Origin of the sequence: Pseudomonas sp. PB106 (assembly GCF_009764645.1) — a bacterium.
GTDB lineage: Bacteria > Pseudomonadota > Gammaproteobacteria > Pseudomonadales > Pseudomonadaceae > Aquipseudomonas.
Genome location: NZ_RWIM01000185.1, coordinates 36,440 through 50,620, shown reverse-complemented (window position 1 = coordinate 50,620; position 14,181 = coordinate 36,440). Strand labels below are relative to the sequence as shown.

Annotated in this window: 12 protein-coding genes and 1 pseudogene; 6 read left to right on the top strand and 7 right to left on the bottom strand. The window is 59.3% G+C overall.

Annotation, left to right across the window (positions count from 1 at the left end; genetic code table 11):
- Window positions 1-502 (bottom strand): annotated as a pseudogene (locus EJA71_RS23545) (energy transducer TonB); the annotation flags it as partial.
- A gap of 1,111 nt (window positions 503-1,613) precedes the next feature.
- On the opposite strand from EJA71_RS23545, the gene EJA71_RS23540 reads away from it, so the two are divergent.
- Window positions 1,614-2,237 (top strand): glutathione S-transferase N-terminal domain-containing protein, encoded by a 624-nt coding sequence (locus tag EJA71_RS23540; protein ID WP_158959934.1) that lies wholly within the window; start codon window positions 1,614-1,616, stop codon window positions 2,235-2,237.
- A 128-nt stretch (window positions 2,238-2,365) separates the two neighbouring features.
- Here EJA71_RS23540 and EJA71_RS23535 read toward each other — a convergent pair whose 3' ends face one another.
- Complete coding sequence (locus EJA71_RS23535) at window positions 2,366-2,806, bottom strand: CBS domain-containing protein (protein WP_158959932.1); 441 nt, start codon at window positions 2,804-2,806, stop codon at window positions 2,366-2,368.
- 198 nt (window positions 2,807-3,004) lie between these two features.
- Here EJA71_RS23535 and EJA71_RS23530 point away from each other — a divergent pair, with 198 nt between their 5' ends.
- A complete protein-coding gene (locus tag EJA71_RS23530; protein ID WP_178113742.1) occupies window positions 3,005-5,365 on the top strand; it encodes a DNA polymerase II in 2,361 nt (786 codons plus the stop codon).
- Here EJA71_RS23530 and EJA71_RS23525 read toward each other — a convergent pair.
- The 3 genes from EJA71_RS23525 to EJA71_RS23515 all read right to left on the bottom strand — a co-directional run bounded on the left by EJA71_RS23525 (window position 5,330) and on the right by EJA71_RS23515 (window position 8,029).
- The gene (locus EJA71_RS23525) at window positions 5,330-5,800 is read right to left on the bottom strand and encodes a DUF1810 domain-containing protein (protein WP_158959928.1); all 471 of its coding nucleotides are present in this window, start codon (window positions 5,798-5,800) and stop codon (window positions 5,330-5,332) included. The two genes, EJA71_RS23530 and EJA71_RS23525, sit on opposite strands and share 36 nt — an antisense overlap.
- A 26-nt stretch (window positions 5,801-5,826) precedes the next feature.
- Window positions 5,827-6,648 (bottom strand): aldo/keto reductase, encoded by an 822-nt coding sequence (locus EJA71_RS23520; protein ID WP_158959926.1) that lies wholly within the window; start codon window positions 6,646-6,648, stop codon window positions 5,827-5,829.
- Between the two features lie 232 nt (window positions 6,649-6,880).
- The gene (locus tag EJA71_RS23515) at window positions 6,881-8,029 is read right to left on the bottom strand and encodes an aldose epimerase family protein (protein ID WP_158959925.1); all 1,149 of its coding nucleotides are present in this window, start codon (window positions 8,027-8,029) and stop codon (window positions 6,881-6,883) included.
- Window positions 8,030-8,373: 344 nt separating this feature from the next.
- On the opposite strand from EJA71_RS23515, the gene EJA71_RS23510 reads away from it, so the two are divergent.
- The 3 genes from EJA71_RS23510 (at window position 8,374) to EJA71_RS23500 (ending at window position 11,569) form a co-directional block, all read left to right on the top strand.
- A complete protein-coding gene (locus tag EJA71_RS23510; RefSeq protein ID WP_158959923.1) occupies window positions 8,374-9,123 on the top strand; it encodes a hypothetical protein in 750 nt (249 codons plus the stop codon).
- A gap of 218 nt (window positions 9,124-9,341) precedes the next feature.
- On the top strand, window positions 9,342-10,556 hold the full coding sequence (locus EJA71_RS23505; RefSeq protein WP_158959921.1) for an MFS transporter: 1,215 nt from the start codon (window positions 9,342-9,344) through the stop codon (window positions 10,554-10,556).
- 227 nt (window positions 10,557-10,783) lie between these two features.
- Window positions 10,784-11,569: a sulfite exporter TauE/SafE family protein gene (locus EJA71_RS23500; protein ID WP_158959919.1), complete on the top strand. Its 786-nt coding sequence runs from the start codon at window positions 10,784-10,786 to the stop codon at window positions 11,567-11,569.
- On the opposite strand, the gene EJA71_RS23495 is transcribed toward EJA71_RS23500, so the two are convergent.
- Entirely contained in the window at window positions 11,551-11,844 is a 294-nt protein-coding gene (locus EJA71_RS23495; RefSeq protein WP_256671786.1) for a GNAT family N-acetyltransferase, read from the bottom strand. The genes EJA71_RS23500 and EJA71_RS23495 overlap by 19 nt on opposite strands.
- Before the next feature lie 294 nt (window positions 11,845-12,138).
- Between EJA71_RS23495 and EJA71_RS23490 the strand changes: the two genes are divergently transcribed.
- Window positions 12,139-12,708: a DUF4174 domain-containing protein gene (locus tag EJA71_RS23490; protein WP_158959917.1), complete on the top strand. Its 570-nt coding sequence runs from the start codon at window positions 12,139-12,141 to the stop codon at window positions 12,706-12,708.
- Window positions 12,709-12,860: 152 nt separating this feature from the next.
- On the opposite strand, the gene ampC is transcribed toward EJA71_RS23490, so the two are convergent.
- A complete protein-coding gene (ampC, locus tag EJA71_RS23485; protein ID WP_158959915.1) occupies window positions 12,861-14,027 on the bottom strand; it encodes a class C beta-lactamase in 1,167 nt (388 codons plus the stop codon).
- Window positions 14,028-14,181 lie beyond the last annotated feature (154 nt).

The window sequence follows — 14,181 nt, the reverse complement described above, 5'->3', positions numbered from 1 at the left end:
CGCTGGGCGTGGCCGGTGCGGCGGGCGCAGCAGGTTGCGCCGGGGCGGGCGGAGCTTTCGGCGGCTCGACCTTTTTCACCGGTTTCGGCTTTTCGACCGGTTTCGGTTTTTCGATCGGCTTGGGTTTCTCTACCGGTTTCGGCGGTGGCTTGACCGCGTCCTCGTCTTCCACCGGTTGTTCAGGTTCCGGAGGCGGTGGCGGCGGAGGCGGGGGTGGCGGTTCCGGTGTGGGCGGTGCCGGTGGCGTCGGGCTGGTCAGCTCGACGGTCATTTCCGGGATCTGCGGTGGCGTCGGCAATGGCTCGGTTCGCGATTGCTGAAGAAACCACCAGGCGCCGCCATGTATCAGCGCCGACACAGCCACCAGCAACACCATCTGCTGTTTGTTCAAACCGCCGGGTTGCGAGGTATTGGCTTTAAAGGCCGGCCTGTCCGAGGGCGGCGGGATCGGTGCATCCCGCAACGGCCCCGGCAGGGTTCTGTGCTTTACCGCATCGTTCATTAAAGCTCCCTCGGGTTGATGAAGGGCAATAAGGTGCCGTCCGAACATGTGCGCCATGTTCGAGTGGGTGATTACAACTTTCTTATGGGTGTGCAGAAGCCGATAGTTGATCTATCCCTTTAACAAGGCTTGTGCAAACTTACTGGCTCAGCGCCATCGACTTCGTGTGTTCATTACCCATTCCCCGGTTGTTCTTTTATTAAGGGAGACCGTTTCTGGTGTCTCATGGCTGTTACACATAGCAACCGCTGTGCCAAACGTTGCCGAAATGTAGAACTGTTATTTCACCAGTGTTACGCATGTCGCATTTATATAAGTTTTGCCATTGGTGCAGTTTTTCACCGGGGCGCAGATTGCCGCAACTCCGGTTGGCGGAGCTTTTTTACAGGCGAGTCAGGCTGAGCGCGATATCCGGCTGATCGGCGGGATAGAGCGGCTGCTTGGCTGGCGGCCACGGCACTTGCTGGTGCGCGGCGGACTGAATTGGTGCGGGCCAATGTTTTAGCGGGTCACGGGGTATGTTCCTTGTTGTTGTTTAAATGAAACCGATGTTGAAGTGTTGAGTGATTCAATTCAGTGGAACAGTTTTGGTGCACTTGCCAATAGGCCGAAAGTTATTGTTCGACAATCTCACTGCCGTCCAATTAATACGCCGTTTGCGCAATAACTGTTCGAGTCATATTTAAAAAATAAATAGCATGCCGCCATCGGCGAATGACTCATTGCCGAATGCAGCGTGCGATTGTGGCGTCAGGTAATAAAGTAAGTGCAAAGGCCGCCGGGACTGTTCAGATGAACGCGGCGTTGTGCACGAATAAACGAAGAGAGGGTGATGCGGCAAAGCGTTTGAAGATTCACGCGGTGAACTCCTTGTTGCCAGCTCGGACACACGAACTTTTGGTTCGGTATCGCACCTTACAAGAACGCGGATAGCGTTCGATGATTGCTCTTGGTGCGGGATGGGCACCATCAGCGCTGTTTTGCGAGGTTTGAATTCGCAAGTCGCGATTGCATGGGAAAAACGTGCCAAAACCGATACACATGCACAATTTTTCTACACCGGGCCTGCCGCCATCTACCCTTGGCAGAGGCTTAATTCGGGGGATCGGCTATGTACCAGCTCTACGGGCACAGAAATTCGGGCGCAGCCGCGATTGAAGCGGCGCTGGAGCTGTGCCAGATCGCCTACCGCTTCATTGATATCGAAGCCAGCGCCGAGGCCGCCGAAGCGTTGGCCAAACTCAATCCGCTGAAGCAGATACCGACGTTGCAACTGCCCGACGGCAGTGCGTTGACCGAAAGCGCGGCGATTCTGATTCATCTTGGCCTGACGTTTCCGCAGTCGCAGCTGTTGCCGATTGAGGCGGCCGACCGCGATCAGGCCATTCGCGGCATGGTCTATATCGTCAGCAATTGCTACACGGCGGTCGGCGTCATCGATTATCCCGAGCGCTGGCTGGTGATGCCCGACGAAGCGTCGCGGCAGAACCTGATGGCTGGCGCCCGTGAGCGATTGCACTGGAGTTGGGAGGTGTTCGCCGACCAGTTTTCCGCCGAGTTGTATCTGGATGACGAAACGCCGGGCGCGCTGGATGTGCTGGCGGCGGTGGTGACGCGTTGGGCGGGGAGTCGGGAGCATTTGCGCCAGAGTCGGCCGGGGTTTTATGCGTGGTTGCAGCGCATTGACCGACACCCGGTGCTGGCGCCGGTCTTCGCCCGGCATTGGCCGTCCTGACTGAGATGATGGTTCCCACGCTCTGCGTGGTAACGCAGCCCGGGACGCTCTGCGTCCCAACGCGTGACGCAGAGCGTCACAGGAGGCATTCCCACGCGGAGCGTGGGAACGATCACAGGGAGGGGGAGTTACTCCCCGCGAATGTACTGCTCCAACTGTTTGATCAGTTCGGCCTGTTCGGCAATCGCTTCCTTGACCAGGTCACCAATCGACAGCAAGCCGATCAACTTGCCGTTCTCTACCACCGGCAAGTGACGCAGGCGTTTGTCGGACATGATGCCCAGGCAAGTGTCGACGGTTTGATGGGTGTCCACGGTGATCACGTTCGACACCATGATGTCGCGCACCGGGGTGCCGACCGATGAACGACCATGCAGCACCAGTTTGCGTGCGTAATCGCGTTCGCTGATGATGCCGACCACTTGCTCGTCTTCGACCACCAGCAAGGCGCCGACGTTTTTCTCGGCCATCTTCATCAGCGCTTCGATCACCATGTGATCAGGCTTGATCTGGTGCACTTCCTGATTTTTCTGATCTTTGAGCTTGAGCAGTTGGGCGACGGTCTTCATGGCGGTTACTCAGGTGTTGTCGTTGTTATCCAAGCATCGTAGACGCAAGCGCGCAGGGCAAGGTGGCAAAGCGGCAGATAACACGCAAAAAACGTCATTTGCCGGGTTTTTCCACGGCTGGATGCGATTTATCGCCAGCGTCATCCCGGGTAATGCCGCGTAGAATGCCTCCCTGTTTCAATTTCCGAGGTTGCAGTGGTGGATTTACCGCAGGGCTTCGTCCTGACCCGGCATTGGCGTGATACCGCTGCCGGCACCGAAGTCGAGTTCTGGCTGGCGACCGACGCCGGGCCGCGCCGTGTGCGCTTGCCGCACCAACCGTCGGTGGCGTTTATCCCCGCCGAACAGCGCGCCGTCGCCGAACGCCTGCTGCACGACGAAAAGAACGTCGAACTGCGGCCATTGGAGTTGCAGGATTTCCAGCATCGCCCGGTGCTGGGTCTGTATTGCCAGCAACACGGTCAGTTGATGCGCCTGGAAACCGCGCTCAACCGCAACGGTGTCGACGTCTACGAGGCCGACGTGCGCCCGCCGGAACGCTACCTGATGGAGCGTTTCATCACCGCCCCGGTGTTTTTCAGCGGCACTGCCGATGCCGAAGGCGTGTTGCTCAACGCCCACCTGAAACCGGCGCCGAATTACCGACCCACGCTGCGGCTGGTCTCGCTGGACATCGAAACCACCGAAACCGGCGAGCTGTATTCGATTGCCCTGGAAGGCTGCGGTCAGCGTCAGGTGTACATGCTCGGTGCGCCGAACGGCGACGCCAGCATCGTCGACTTCGACCTCGAATACTGCGGCTCGCGCACGTTGATTCTGAAGAAACTCAACGACTGGTTCGCACAGCACGACCCCGACGCGATCATCGGCTGGAACGTCGTGCAGTTCGATTTGCGCATCCTTCATGAACACGCCCGGCGCCTCGGCGTGCCGCTGAAAATCGGCCGTGGCGGCGAAGAGATGCAGTGGCGCGAGCACGGCAGCCGCAATCACTACTTCGCTTCGGCGGCGGGGCGGCTGATCATCGACGGCATCGAATCCCTGCGTTCGGCGACCTGGAGTTTTCCGTCGTTCAGTCTGGAAAACGTCGCGCAAACCCTGCTCGGCGAAGGCAAAGCCATCGACAACCCGTACCAGCGCATGGACGAGATCAACCGCATGTTCGCCGAGGACAAACCGGCGCTGGCCAAGTACAACCTCAAGGACTGCGAACTGGTTACGCGGATCTTCGCCAAGACCGAACTGCTGACGTTTTTGCTTGAGCGCGCCAGCGTCACCGGTTTGCCGGCGGACCGCAGCGGCGGCTCGGTGGCGGCGTTCACGCATTTGTATATGCCGTTGATGCACCGACAAGGTTTCGTCGCGCCAAACCTCGGCACCAATCCGCCGCAGGCCAGTCCCGGCGGTTTCGTCATGGACTCCCAACCGGGCCTCTACGAATCGGTGCTGGTACTTGATTACAAGAGCCTGTATCCGTCGATCATTCGCACGTTCCTGATCGACCCGGTCGGGTTGATCGAAGGCTTGCAGCACCCGGACGACACCGATTCGGTGCCGGGATTCCGTGGCGCACGCTTCTCACGCAACCGCCATTGCCTGCCGTCAATCGTTTCACGGGTCGCCGAGGGCCGCGAGACCGCCAAACGCGAGCACAACGCGCCGTTGTCGCAAGCGCTGAAAATCATCATGAACGCCTTCTATGGCGTACTCGGCTCCAGCGGTTGCCGCTTCTTCGATACACGGCTGGCCTCATCGATCACCCTGCGCGGTCACGAAATCATGCTGCGCACGCGCAAGCTGATCGAGGAGCAGGGCCACGCGGTGATCTACGGCGACACCGACTCGACGTTCGTCTGGCTGCGCCGTCCGCACGGGCAGGAAGAGGCGGCGAACATTGGCCATGCGCTGGTCAAGCACGTCAACGATTGGTGGCGCGAGCATGTGCGCGAGGAATACGGCCTGGAAAGCGCCCTCGAGCTGCAATTCGAAATTCACTACAAACGTTTCCTGATGCCGACCATTCGCGGCGCGGAGGAGGGCAGCAAGAAGCGCTACGCGGGCCTCGTGACCCGTGCCGACGGCAGCGATGAAATGGTCTACAAAGGCCTGGAAACCGTGCGCACCGACTGGTCGCTGCTGGCCCGGCAGTTTCAGCAGGAACTGTACGAGCGAATCTTTCAGCGCAAGCCGTATCAGGATTACGTGCGTGACTACGTGCGCAAAACCCTCGCCGGGGAATTCGATGATCGGCTGGTCTACCGCAAGCGCCTGCGCCGCACCCTCGACGACTACGAACGCAACGTGCCGCCGCATGTACGCGCGGCGCGTCTGGCCGACGACTACAACGCGCAACACGGCCGCCCACGGCAATATCAGAACGGCGGCTGGATCAGTTACGTGATCACCTTGGCCGGCCCCGAGCCGCTGGAAGTGCGCCGCGCCGCCATCGACTACGACCACTACATCACCCGGCAACTGCAACCGGTGGCGGACGCGATTCTGCCGTTTGTCGACGACGATTTTTCAACCCTGATCGGTGGGCAACTGGGCCTGTTTTGAGTCGAGCAATTGCAGCGTCCATTCATCGAGGATGCCGTGGAAGTAGCGCTCCAATGCCTGGTTGAACAGGCTGTCCTCAGCGCCAAACTGCGCGAACAGGGTCATCGAGGAATGGAATTTCAGGTCATCGGGGTGGCCGAAAATCTGCGCAATCGAGCGCTGCTGCACGTTCAGCACCAACTGCGTGCAGATCCGCAGCCGCGCGCCGAGCAGTTCATGCTCCAGATAAGCCCGGGCTTCCTCGGCTGAACCGATGGCGAAGCGCCGGGACATTTCACTGCCGCCCAGGCCCGCGAACTGCGGAAAGACAAACCACATCCAGTGGCTGCGTTTGCGGCCTTCGTCGAGTTCGCGTTGCACGCGCTCGAACACCGGTTCCTGGGCCTGAACAAAGCGTTGCAGGTTGAACGGGTCGTGCTGATCAGTGCTTCTCATAACCAAGCCCGCCAGTCGGCAGCGGCTCAGACCATGGCCAGCCGCTGCTTGCGTTGTGGCGCTTGAAACACGTGGTCCAGCGCCGCCAGATCCCCTGCCTCCAGTTGCAGCTGCGCCGCTTGTGCATTGAGTTGCACGTGCTCGGGTCGCACAGCCTTGGGAATCGCAATCACGCCATCCTGACGCAGAATCCACGCCAGCGAAACCTGTGCCGGGGTCACGCCGTGACGAGCGGCAATGTCTTTCAGCACCGGTTCGGCAAGCATGGCGCCGCCCTGACCGATCGGGCAGTAAGCCATCAGCGGCATGCGCTGGTGCTGGCACCACGGCAACAGATCGAATTCGATGCCGCGTTCTTCGAGGTTGTAGAGCACCTGATTGGTCGCGCAGACCGAGCTGGAGAGTTCTTCGAGATCGTCGACATCAAAATTCGACACGCCCCAACGACCGATCTTGCCGTCCTCGCGCAGGCGTTCGAACGCTTCGACGGTTTCCTCCAGCGGGTACTGACCGCGCCAGTGCAGCAGATAGAGATCGATGTAGTCGGTGTTGAGCCGGCGCAAGCTACGCTCGCAGGCCTGCGGGATACCTTTGCGGCTGGCGTTGTGCGGGTAGACCTTGCTGACCAGAAACACCTGATCGCGCAAACCGGTGATGGCTTCGCCGACCACGCTTTCGGCGCCGCCCTCGGCGTACATTTCGGCGCTGTCGATCAGGGTCATACCCAGCTCGATCCCGGTGCGCAGGGCCGCGACTTCGCGCTTGTGCGCCGAGCGGTCTTCGCCCATGCGCCAGGTGCCCTGACCGATCACCGGAACCTGCACGCCAGCCAATTCAAGGGTACGCATTCAAACCTCCCATCCGAAAGTGTCGATACTTTTAAATGGGCAGCAGGATAGACCAGATCGTTCCGAATGCTTTCACAACAGACGTAGCTTGATCGTTAGCTCGATCGTTCCCACGCTCAGCGTGGGAATGCAGCCCGGGACGCTCCGCGTCCCTTCGCGAGCTGGAACGCGGAGCGTCCCTTGAGGCATTCCCACGCGGAGCATGGGAACGATCAGGCACTGTGAGGGCGGGTTATTTTGCGGAGAATTTGAGTACTACGCTGTGGGCATAGCTCTGCCCCGGATCAAGCCGCGTGCTTGGGAAATTCGCTTGATTCGGCGAATCCGGATAGTGCTGAGTCTCGAGGGTAAACGCGCCCCAGTGCGGATACACCTTGCCACCCTTGCCTTTGACCGTGCCGTCGAGGAAGTTGCTGGTGTAGAACTGCACGCCAGGTTCCGTGGTGAACAGCTGCAGAACGCGACCGGATTGCGGATCGCTGACTTCAGTGGCGACTTGTTTGATATCGCCCTTGGTGTCCAGCGCCCAGTTGAAATCGAAGCCGCCCTGTTTCGGTTCAGCGAATTTCAGCTGCGGGTGATCCGCCTTGATGTGCGTGCCAATCGCCGTTGGTTGGGTGAAATCCATCGGCGTGCCGGCCACGGGCGCCAGTTCACCGGTTGGAATCAGTTTGGCCGTCACCGGCGTGTAATGGCTGGCGTGCAGGGTGGCGACCTGTTTGAGAATGTCGCCATTGCCGGCGCCGGCGAGGTTGAAGTAGCTGTGGTTGGTCAGGTTGAGCACCGTTGGCTTGTCGGTGCTGGCCTTGTAATCGATGCGCAGTTCGTTGTTGTCAGTGAGGCGATAAGTCACTTCAGTGGTGAGATTGCCGGGGAAGCCCATTTCGCCATCCGCCGACAGATAGGTCAGGGTCACGCCGACCGAATCCTTGTCCTTGGTTTCCTCGGCCTTCCAGACTTTCTTGTCAAAGCCCTGAGTGCCGCCGTGCAGCGCGTTGGACTTGTCGTTCTGCGGCACTTGATAGCGCTTGCCATCGAGTTCGAACGCCCCGTCAGCCAGGCGATTGCCGAAGCGGCCGATGGTCGCGCCAAAGTAGGCGGTGCCTTTCTGATAGCCCTGCACATCGTCGAAACCGAGCACCACGTCGTCGAACTTGCCGTGCTTGTCAGCGACTTTCAGCGATTGCAGGGTCGCGCCATAAGTGATGACGGTGGCTTGCATACCGTGGCTGTTGCGCAGGATGTATTGCTCGACGGGCGTACCGTCATTGGTTTTGCCGAAGGCTTTGTGTTCAGCGGTCAGGCCCGCCGCATTGGCGGAAAGGGTGGCGATCATCAGGGACAGTCCGAGGCCGGAGAGCAGGTGACGGGGTTGCAGCATGGTAGACCTTCCTTCTTGTTGTTGTTTTCAAAATGGCGCCGATGCCGTGTAGGAGCTGCCGAAGGCTGCGATCTTTTGACTTTGATTTTCAGAGGCAAGATCAAAAGATCGCAGCCTTCGGCAGCTCCTACATGGGTACTAGTCATGCTATTTGTTCTATGGAAGGAAATTTATAGCTGATGAATCGTTTATTTCAACCATAAAGACAGACTAATTGGTTGTGGCGAAGGTGCCGGAGGTCGGCTGGTCATCTGCACCACTGCACTTTTTCGCAATCGGCGGCTCTATCCATGGCCAGGATGCGGTGACCCCCGCCGCACAGGAACGTGCCTGATCGAGAATTCATGCCGAGCGCTTTTCATCTGATTGCCCCTTTCTTTCGTCGTCCGTGCGTGTTGCTCGTCTGTTTGTCGTCGCTGTTGTTCAGCGGTTGCAGCCATCAGGACGGCAACGGTTTCTTCAACCAGATGCGTGACGGCAAGCCGCAGGAATTCTTGCAGACCAGCGTCGACCGCATGGCGACCCTGGCGATGCGCGACAACCTCAACAGCCTCTACCGCTTGCAGGGCAAGTTGTACTTGCGCAACCCGGACGAGCTGCGCAAGTCCGGCTTTCTCAACATCCATGCGGCGGTGAAACAGGTACGCATGGCCATCGAGCAGCAACAGCCGCTGCCGGTGCTGGGCGGACGCAAGGATCTGGCAGCGCTCAGCTACGCGATGAGCCCGGAATTTCGCGGTGACCGTGTCGGCGCGTTCATCTACGCAATCGGCAGCATGCTGGTCACCGCCCACGGCAATCGCACCGATTTCTATATGATGGACGCGATCAACCCGACGTTCGTTCACAACGCCGCGCGCAATATCGAAAAAGCCACGTGGATTCTGTCGCAACGGCAGAACACCGCCGGCCAGCCACTGCTGTTTTCCAATGAGATCTCGGAGGAGGGCACCAACCTGAGTTTCGCCACCGAGTTCGGCAAGATCGTTGCGCGACTGGATTTGATCACGCAGATGCTTGATGAGCGTTATCGGCGGATTGGTTTGAATTACGCGCAGAGTTTGTTGTTTCTGAATTTCCTGCCGGTGCAGTGAGACCGGTGGAGCGGATGACAATCAATGCAGCACAAAACCTGTGGGAGCTGGCTTGCCAGCGATGGCGGTGGGTCAGGCAAAACGATGTTGCCTGGTCCGGCCTCATCGCTGGCAAGCCAGCTCCCACAAGTTTTTGTGGTGCACATTGATCCAATAGTGAAGGTTGTTTTTGTATACAATCCGTCACCGTTATTGATCAACATGGAGCTGCACCTGTCATGACCGACCCCGCAAGCGCCGATTTCAGCCGTGTCGAGCGCACCGCCCGTGCGGACAAATTGCCCTATGCCGCGTTGCTGGCGTTCGCGATGACCGGCTTCATTGCCATCCTCACCGAAACCCTGCCCGCCGGGTTGCTGCCGCAAATCGGCGCCGGGCTCAACGTCAGCGAAGTGCTCGCCGGCCAACTGGTTACGCTGTATGCGCTGGGCTCGATTGTTGCGGCGATTCCGCTGACGGTCGCCACACGCGGCTGGCCTCGGCGGCGAGTGTTGTTGATGACGGTTGGCGGATTCCTGGTGTTCAACACCATCACCACGTTCTCCAGTCACTACGGACTGACCCTGGCCTCGCGTTTTCTCGCCGGAATGGCGGCGGGGCTGTCATGGGGGATCATGGCCGGTTACGCGCGCGGTATCGTGCCGGTGCATCAGCAGGGGCGGGCGCTGGCGATTGCCATGCTCGGCACGCCGGTGGCGTTGTCACTGGGCACGCCGGCGGGCACGTGGCTGGGCAATCTGATCGGCTGGCGCGCGTCGTTCGGGATCATGTCGGCGCTGGCCCTGGTGCTGGCGGCGTGGATCGTCATCTCGGTGCCGGATCGCCCGGGACAAACCAGCGAAGAACGCCTGCCGTTGCTCGAATCGCTACGCCTGCCCGGCGTGCGCCCTGTGCTATTCGTGGTGCTGACGTGGATGCTCGGGCACAACATTCTCTACACCTACATTGCGCCGTTTCTGACGCAGGCCGGGCTGGCTGACCGCGTCGATCTGGTGCTGCTGGTGTTCGGCCTGTGTTCGCTGGGCGGCATCTGGATCATCGGCTTGCTGGTGGATCGCTGGTTGCGCTGGCTGACGCTGATCAGCCTCGCGGTGTTTGCCTTGACTGCATTGGTGCTGGCGTTGGCGGTGCCATCACCACTGGTCATTTATGCGTGCATGGCGGTGTGGGGCTTGTCGTTTGGCGGCTCGGCCACCTTGTTGCTGACGTCAGCGGCGGACTCGGCGGGTGATCACGTCGACGTGGTGCAGGCGATGCTCACCACCTCGTGGAACGTGGCAATTGCCGGTGGCGGTTTGTTCGGCGGCTTGTTGCTGGATCGGGCGGGGGCGATGTCGTTTCCGTGGGCGTTGTTGATTCTGTCGCTGATTGCCTTGGCCACCGTGTGGAGCAACAAAACCCACAGTTTCAAACCGGGGCGGCGAGTGCACTGAGTTTTGTGCATCACACATTCCCTGTGGGAGCTGGCTTGCCAGCGATTACGGTGTGTCAGTCAATGGATCAGCTAACTGACAAACCTCATCGCGGGCAAGACCGCTCCCACAGGTCCCTGCGTTGAATTCGATATGGCATAACGATAGACCGCATCGATATATGTGGTTATAAGAAAAATCGCTATGCTGCGGGCCAGATTTTTCCTGTCGTTTTTCTGGACGTGTTAATGGAATTGGCGAATTTCGGCCTGGTGATTGCCGGGCTGGTGGTGGGTTTTATTGTCGGCATGACCGGTGTCGGCGGTGGTTCGTTGATGACGCCGATCCTGTTGTGGTTCGGCATCAACCCGGCAACCGCAGTGGGTACTGACCTGCTGTACGCCGCCATTACCAAATCCAGCGGCGTGCTCGTTCATCGCAAAAACAAGAATATCGACTGGGCCATCACTGGCTGGCTGACCCTCGGCAGCGTGCCGGCGGTGGCCATGACCTTATGGTTCCTCAGCACCCTGCACACCGCGCCGGATGCGATGAACGCCATCATCAAACAGGCTTTGGGCTTTGTATTGTTCGCTACGGCGCTGGCGATTTTCTTCAAGAAACGCTTGCTCGACTTCGCCCACAAACGCGCCGGCGGCAACTACAACCCGAGCGGCTCGCGCCTGAATGTGCTGACGGTGATCACCGGTCTGGTCCTCGGCACCATGGTCGCCCTGACCTCGATTGGCGCTGGCGCCCTCGGCACCGTCGCGCTGTTCATCCTCTATCCGCTGCTGCCGACCCGTCGTCTGGTCGGCACCGAAATCGCCCACGCCGTGCCGCTCACCCTGGTTGCCGGTCTTGGCCACGCGAGCATGGGCAACATGGATTGGGGTGTACTGGGTTTCCTGTTGGTCGGCTCGTTGCCAGGCATCTGGCTCGGCAGCCACCTGACCGGGCGTATCTCCGATGAAGTGCTGCGCCCGTGCCTGGCGACGATGCTGGTGTTGATCGGTTACAAACTGGCGTTCTGAGTGGTGTATTTCATCACCGTCACTGGCAAGTCCTCGTAAATCAGCTCCTCAAGCACCTGCCAACCCAGTCGCGCATACAGCGACTGCGACGTGTCGGTGTACAGATACAACTCCCGCACACCGAGCGCCGTCGCTTCAGCAACCACTCGATTGACCAGTTGCGAAGCAATCCCGCAACCGCGTTCCTCAGCCTTCACATAAACCCCGGCCAGCCAAGGCGTCAGGTTTGGCCGCAGTTTCAGATCGCTCTCGATCAGTAATGCCCCACCGAGCAAGCGCGAAACTCGCCCCATTCCTCAAAGTTGAGGGTGGCCAGTTCTTCGATCAATTCGGGGTGATCGCACAGGTAATCGATGTGCATGCGGCTGAACTCCATTTCGTTGGCAGAGCAGCCACCCTAATGCGGTCATAAAAGGTAATCAAATCCGGGTTGCGATCACGTCTGTGATGTTGCGCAATGTCGTGCCTGTCCTAAGCTTCTGACTAGGCGAGACATATTTGCCGGTCACTCCCGGAACAATCGCCACGATGCGCAATCATTAGAGCGTGGATATCAAAAGGAGATGCGCATGCTCATCAGGTCACTGACCCTGACACTCTTGCTGGCGATTGCCGGCCCCTTGTTCGCCGCTGACAACGATTCGCCCATTGCTGGAGATCTGGGCCGCGCCCGACCGCTGATCGTGATCGCACAAAGCACCGTCGATCCCGTGTGGGTCGCCCTCAAGAAATCGCTGGAAGACCCCGCGAACAAAAAGGGCGTCACCGACCGCAACATCAAGGTCTACACCATCCTCAACATGTCCGGCCAACTCGACGGCAAGGACATGGGCCAGCAAGACACCATGGCGCTGCTGCGCTCGCTGAAGCTGGGTGCCGGGGCGTATCCGAAAGTGTTCCTGGTGGGCAAGGACGGCGAAACCAAACTCTCCGCATCGGGGGATGAAGCGAAAGCGCTGGACCTGAAGAAAATCTTCGACACCATCGACGCCATGCCCATGGCCGAGAAAGAAGCGGCCGCCGCGGCTGCGGCTCAGGCACCAGCCGCTGCCGAGCCGGAGCCGGCGAAAGGTGCGAAGAACGCCAAGCCGACCAAGCCTGCGAAACCGAGCAAACCGCCGGAAATGCCGGATGATTGATCGCATAAGCGAGCGTTGAAAAATGGGCGATCTCAGCAAGATCGCCCATTTTTTTTGCCTGCAAAAAGATCGCAGCCTGCGGCAGCTCCTACAGGATCGGGTTTTCACATCGGTCGATGTAGGAGCTGCCGCAGGCTGCGATCTTTTGCTTTTCAGTCAGCCACAGCGCTGAGAATTTTATGAGTGATTTTCACCCGCTCAGGAATCGGGAAGTTCTTGTTGGCCATGATCACAATGCCAACATCCTTGCTCGGCACAAACGCCACGTATGTCCCGAAGCCTCCGGTCGATCCCGTCTTGTTGATCAGCACGTCATGCGGCTGCGGTTGCGGCGGATTCAGCCACTGCACTTTGTGCGCTTCCATGGCCATTTCCGTCGAGTTGCCGGCGAGCAAGCGGTCGAGGCTGATCGGGTAGCGGTACATTTCCCAACCCAAACCTTGAGTCATGTCGCCGACCGTGTAGTAACCGGTGTGCGTGTTGGCGATGGTTTTTTGCAAGGACGCTTCCAGCGTTTCAGGCCTCAGGTTGGCCTGCACGTAACGCAGCATGTCCACGGCGCTGGTTTTCACGCCGTAGGCTTGCGCATCCAGCGCGCCTGGGGTGACGCGGACTGGTTTGCCATCCTTGTTGTAGCCCTGAGCGTACAGGCCCATCTGTGTGGCGGGCACGCTGAGGTAGGTGTGTTGCAGGCCTAGTTTCGGCAGCAGGGTTTGCGTCATCGCTTGATCAAACGGCTGGCCGAGGCTTTTTGCTGCCAGATAGCCGAACAGTCCAAGGCTTGGATTGGAATACTGGCGGTGGCTGCCTGCCGGATAGATCGGTTTCCACTGCTGGAAATAGCCGAGCATCTTGTCAGTCGAATCCCATTGCGCCGGGAATTGCAGCGGCAAGCCGCCGGCGCTGTAGGTGCCCAGTTGCAGCACGCTGATGTGGTCGAAGGCGCTGCCTTTCAATTCAGGCCAAAGCGCGCTGGCCTTGGTCGACAGGTCCAGTTTGCCGGTGGCCTGGGCGTAACCGGCGAGCGTCGCGGTGAAGGTTTTGCTCACCGAGCCGATTTCGAACAGGGTGTTTTCGCTGGTTTTCTGCCCGGTGTCTTTCGCCGCCACACCGTAGTTAAAGTAATGCGCCTGACCGCTGATGGTCAGTGCTACGGTCAGGCCGGGAATGTCCTGTTGTTGCATCACCGGCGTCACCGCATCGTTGACCAGCGCTTGCAGTTGCGCGTCGCTGGGTACGGCGGCCAGGCAGGACGTGGCGCCGAACAACAGGCCAAAAGCGGCGCAGGGAATGACTTTGCTCGATTGAAGGGATGACATGAATGAACCACTCTCCATGAGTGTTGGTAGTGTTATCCCGCTACACTGCGGGCGATTTGTTCGTTGCGCGGCTGATCAGCGCCGCCAATTTAGGCAGTGTCGCGAGGTTCGGCAAACGATGAAATCTCGCACGAGCCATTAGAAAAATTTGGGA

Coding starts and splice junctions, on each gene's coding strand:
- ampC (WP_158959915.1), bottom strand. CDS start 14,027: ATGTCATCCCTTCAATCGAGCAAAGTCATTCCCTGCGCCGCTTTTGGC.
- EJA71_RS23500 (WP_158959919.1), top strand. CDS start 10,784: ATGGAATTGGCGAATTTCGGCCTGGTGATTGCCGGGCTGGTGGTGGGT.
- EJA71_RS23540 (WP_158959934.1), top strand. CDS start 1,614: ATGTACCAGCTCTACGGGCACAGAAATTCGGGCGCAGCCGCGATTGAA.
- EJA71_RS23525 (WP_158959928.1), bottom strand. CDS start 5,800: ATGAGAAGCACTGATCAGCACGACCCGTTCAACCTGCAACGCTTTGTT.
- EJA71_RS23510 (WP_158959923.1), top strand. CDS start 8,374: ATGCCGAGCGCTTTTCATCTGATTGCCCCTTTCTTTCGTCGTCCGTGC.
- EJA71_RS23520 (WP_158959926.1), bottom strand. CDS start 6,648: ATGCGTACCCTTGAATTGGCTGGCGTGCAGGTTCCGGTGATCGGTCAG.
- EJA71_RS23505 (WP_158959921.1), top strand. CDS start 9,342: ATGACCGACCCCGCAAGCGCCGATTTCAGCCGTGTCGAGCGCACCGCC.
- EJA71_RS23535 (WP_158959932.1), bottom strand. CDS start 2,806: ATGAAGACCGTCGCCCAACTGCTCAAGCTCAAAGATCAGAAAAATCAG.
- EJA71_RS23515 (WP_158959925.1), bottom strand. CDS start 8,029: ATGCTGCAACCCCGTCACCTGCTCTCCGGCCTCGGACTGTCCCTGATG.
- EJA71_RS23490 (WP_158959917.1), top strand. CDS start 12,139: ATGCTCATCAGGTCACTGACCCTGACACTCTTGCTGGCGATTGCCGGC.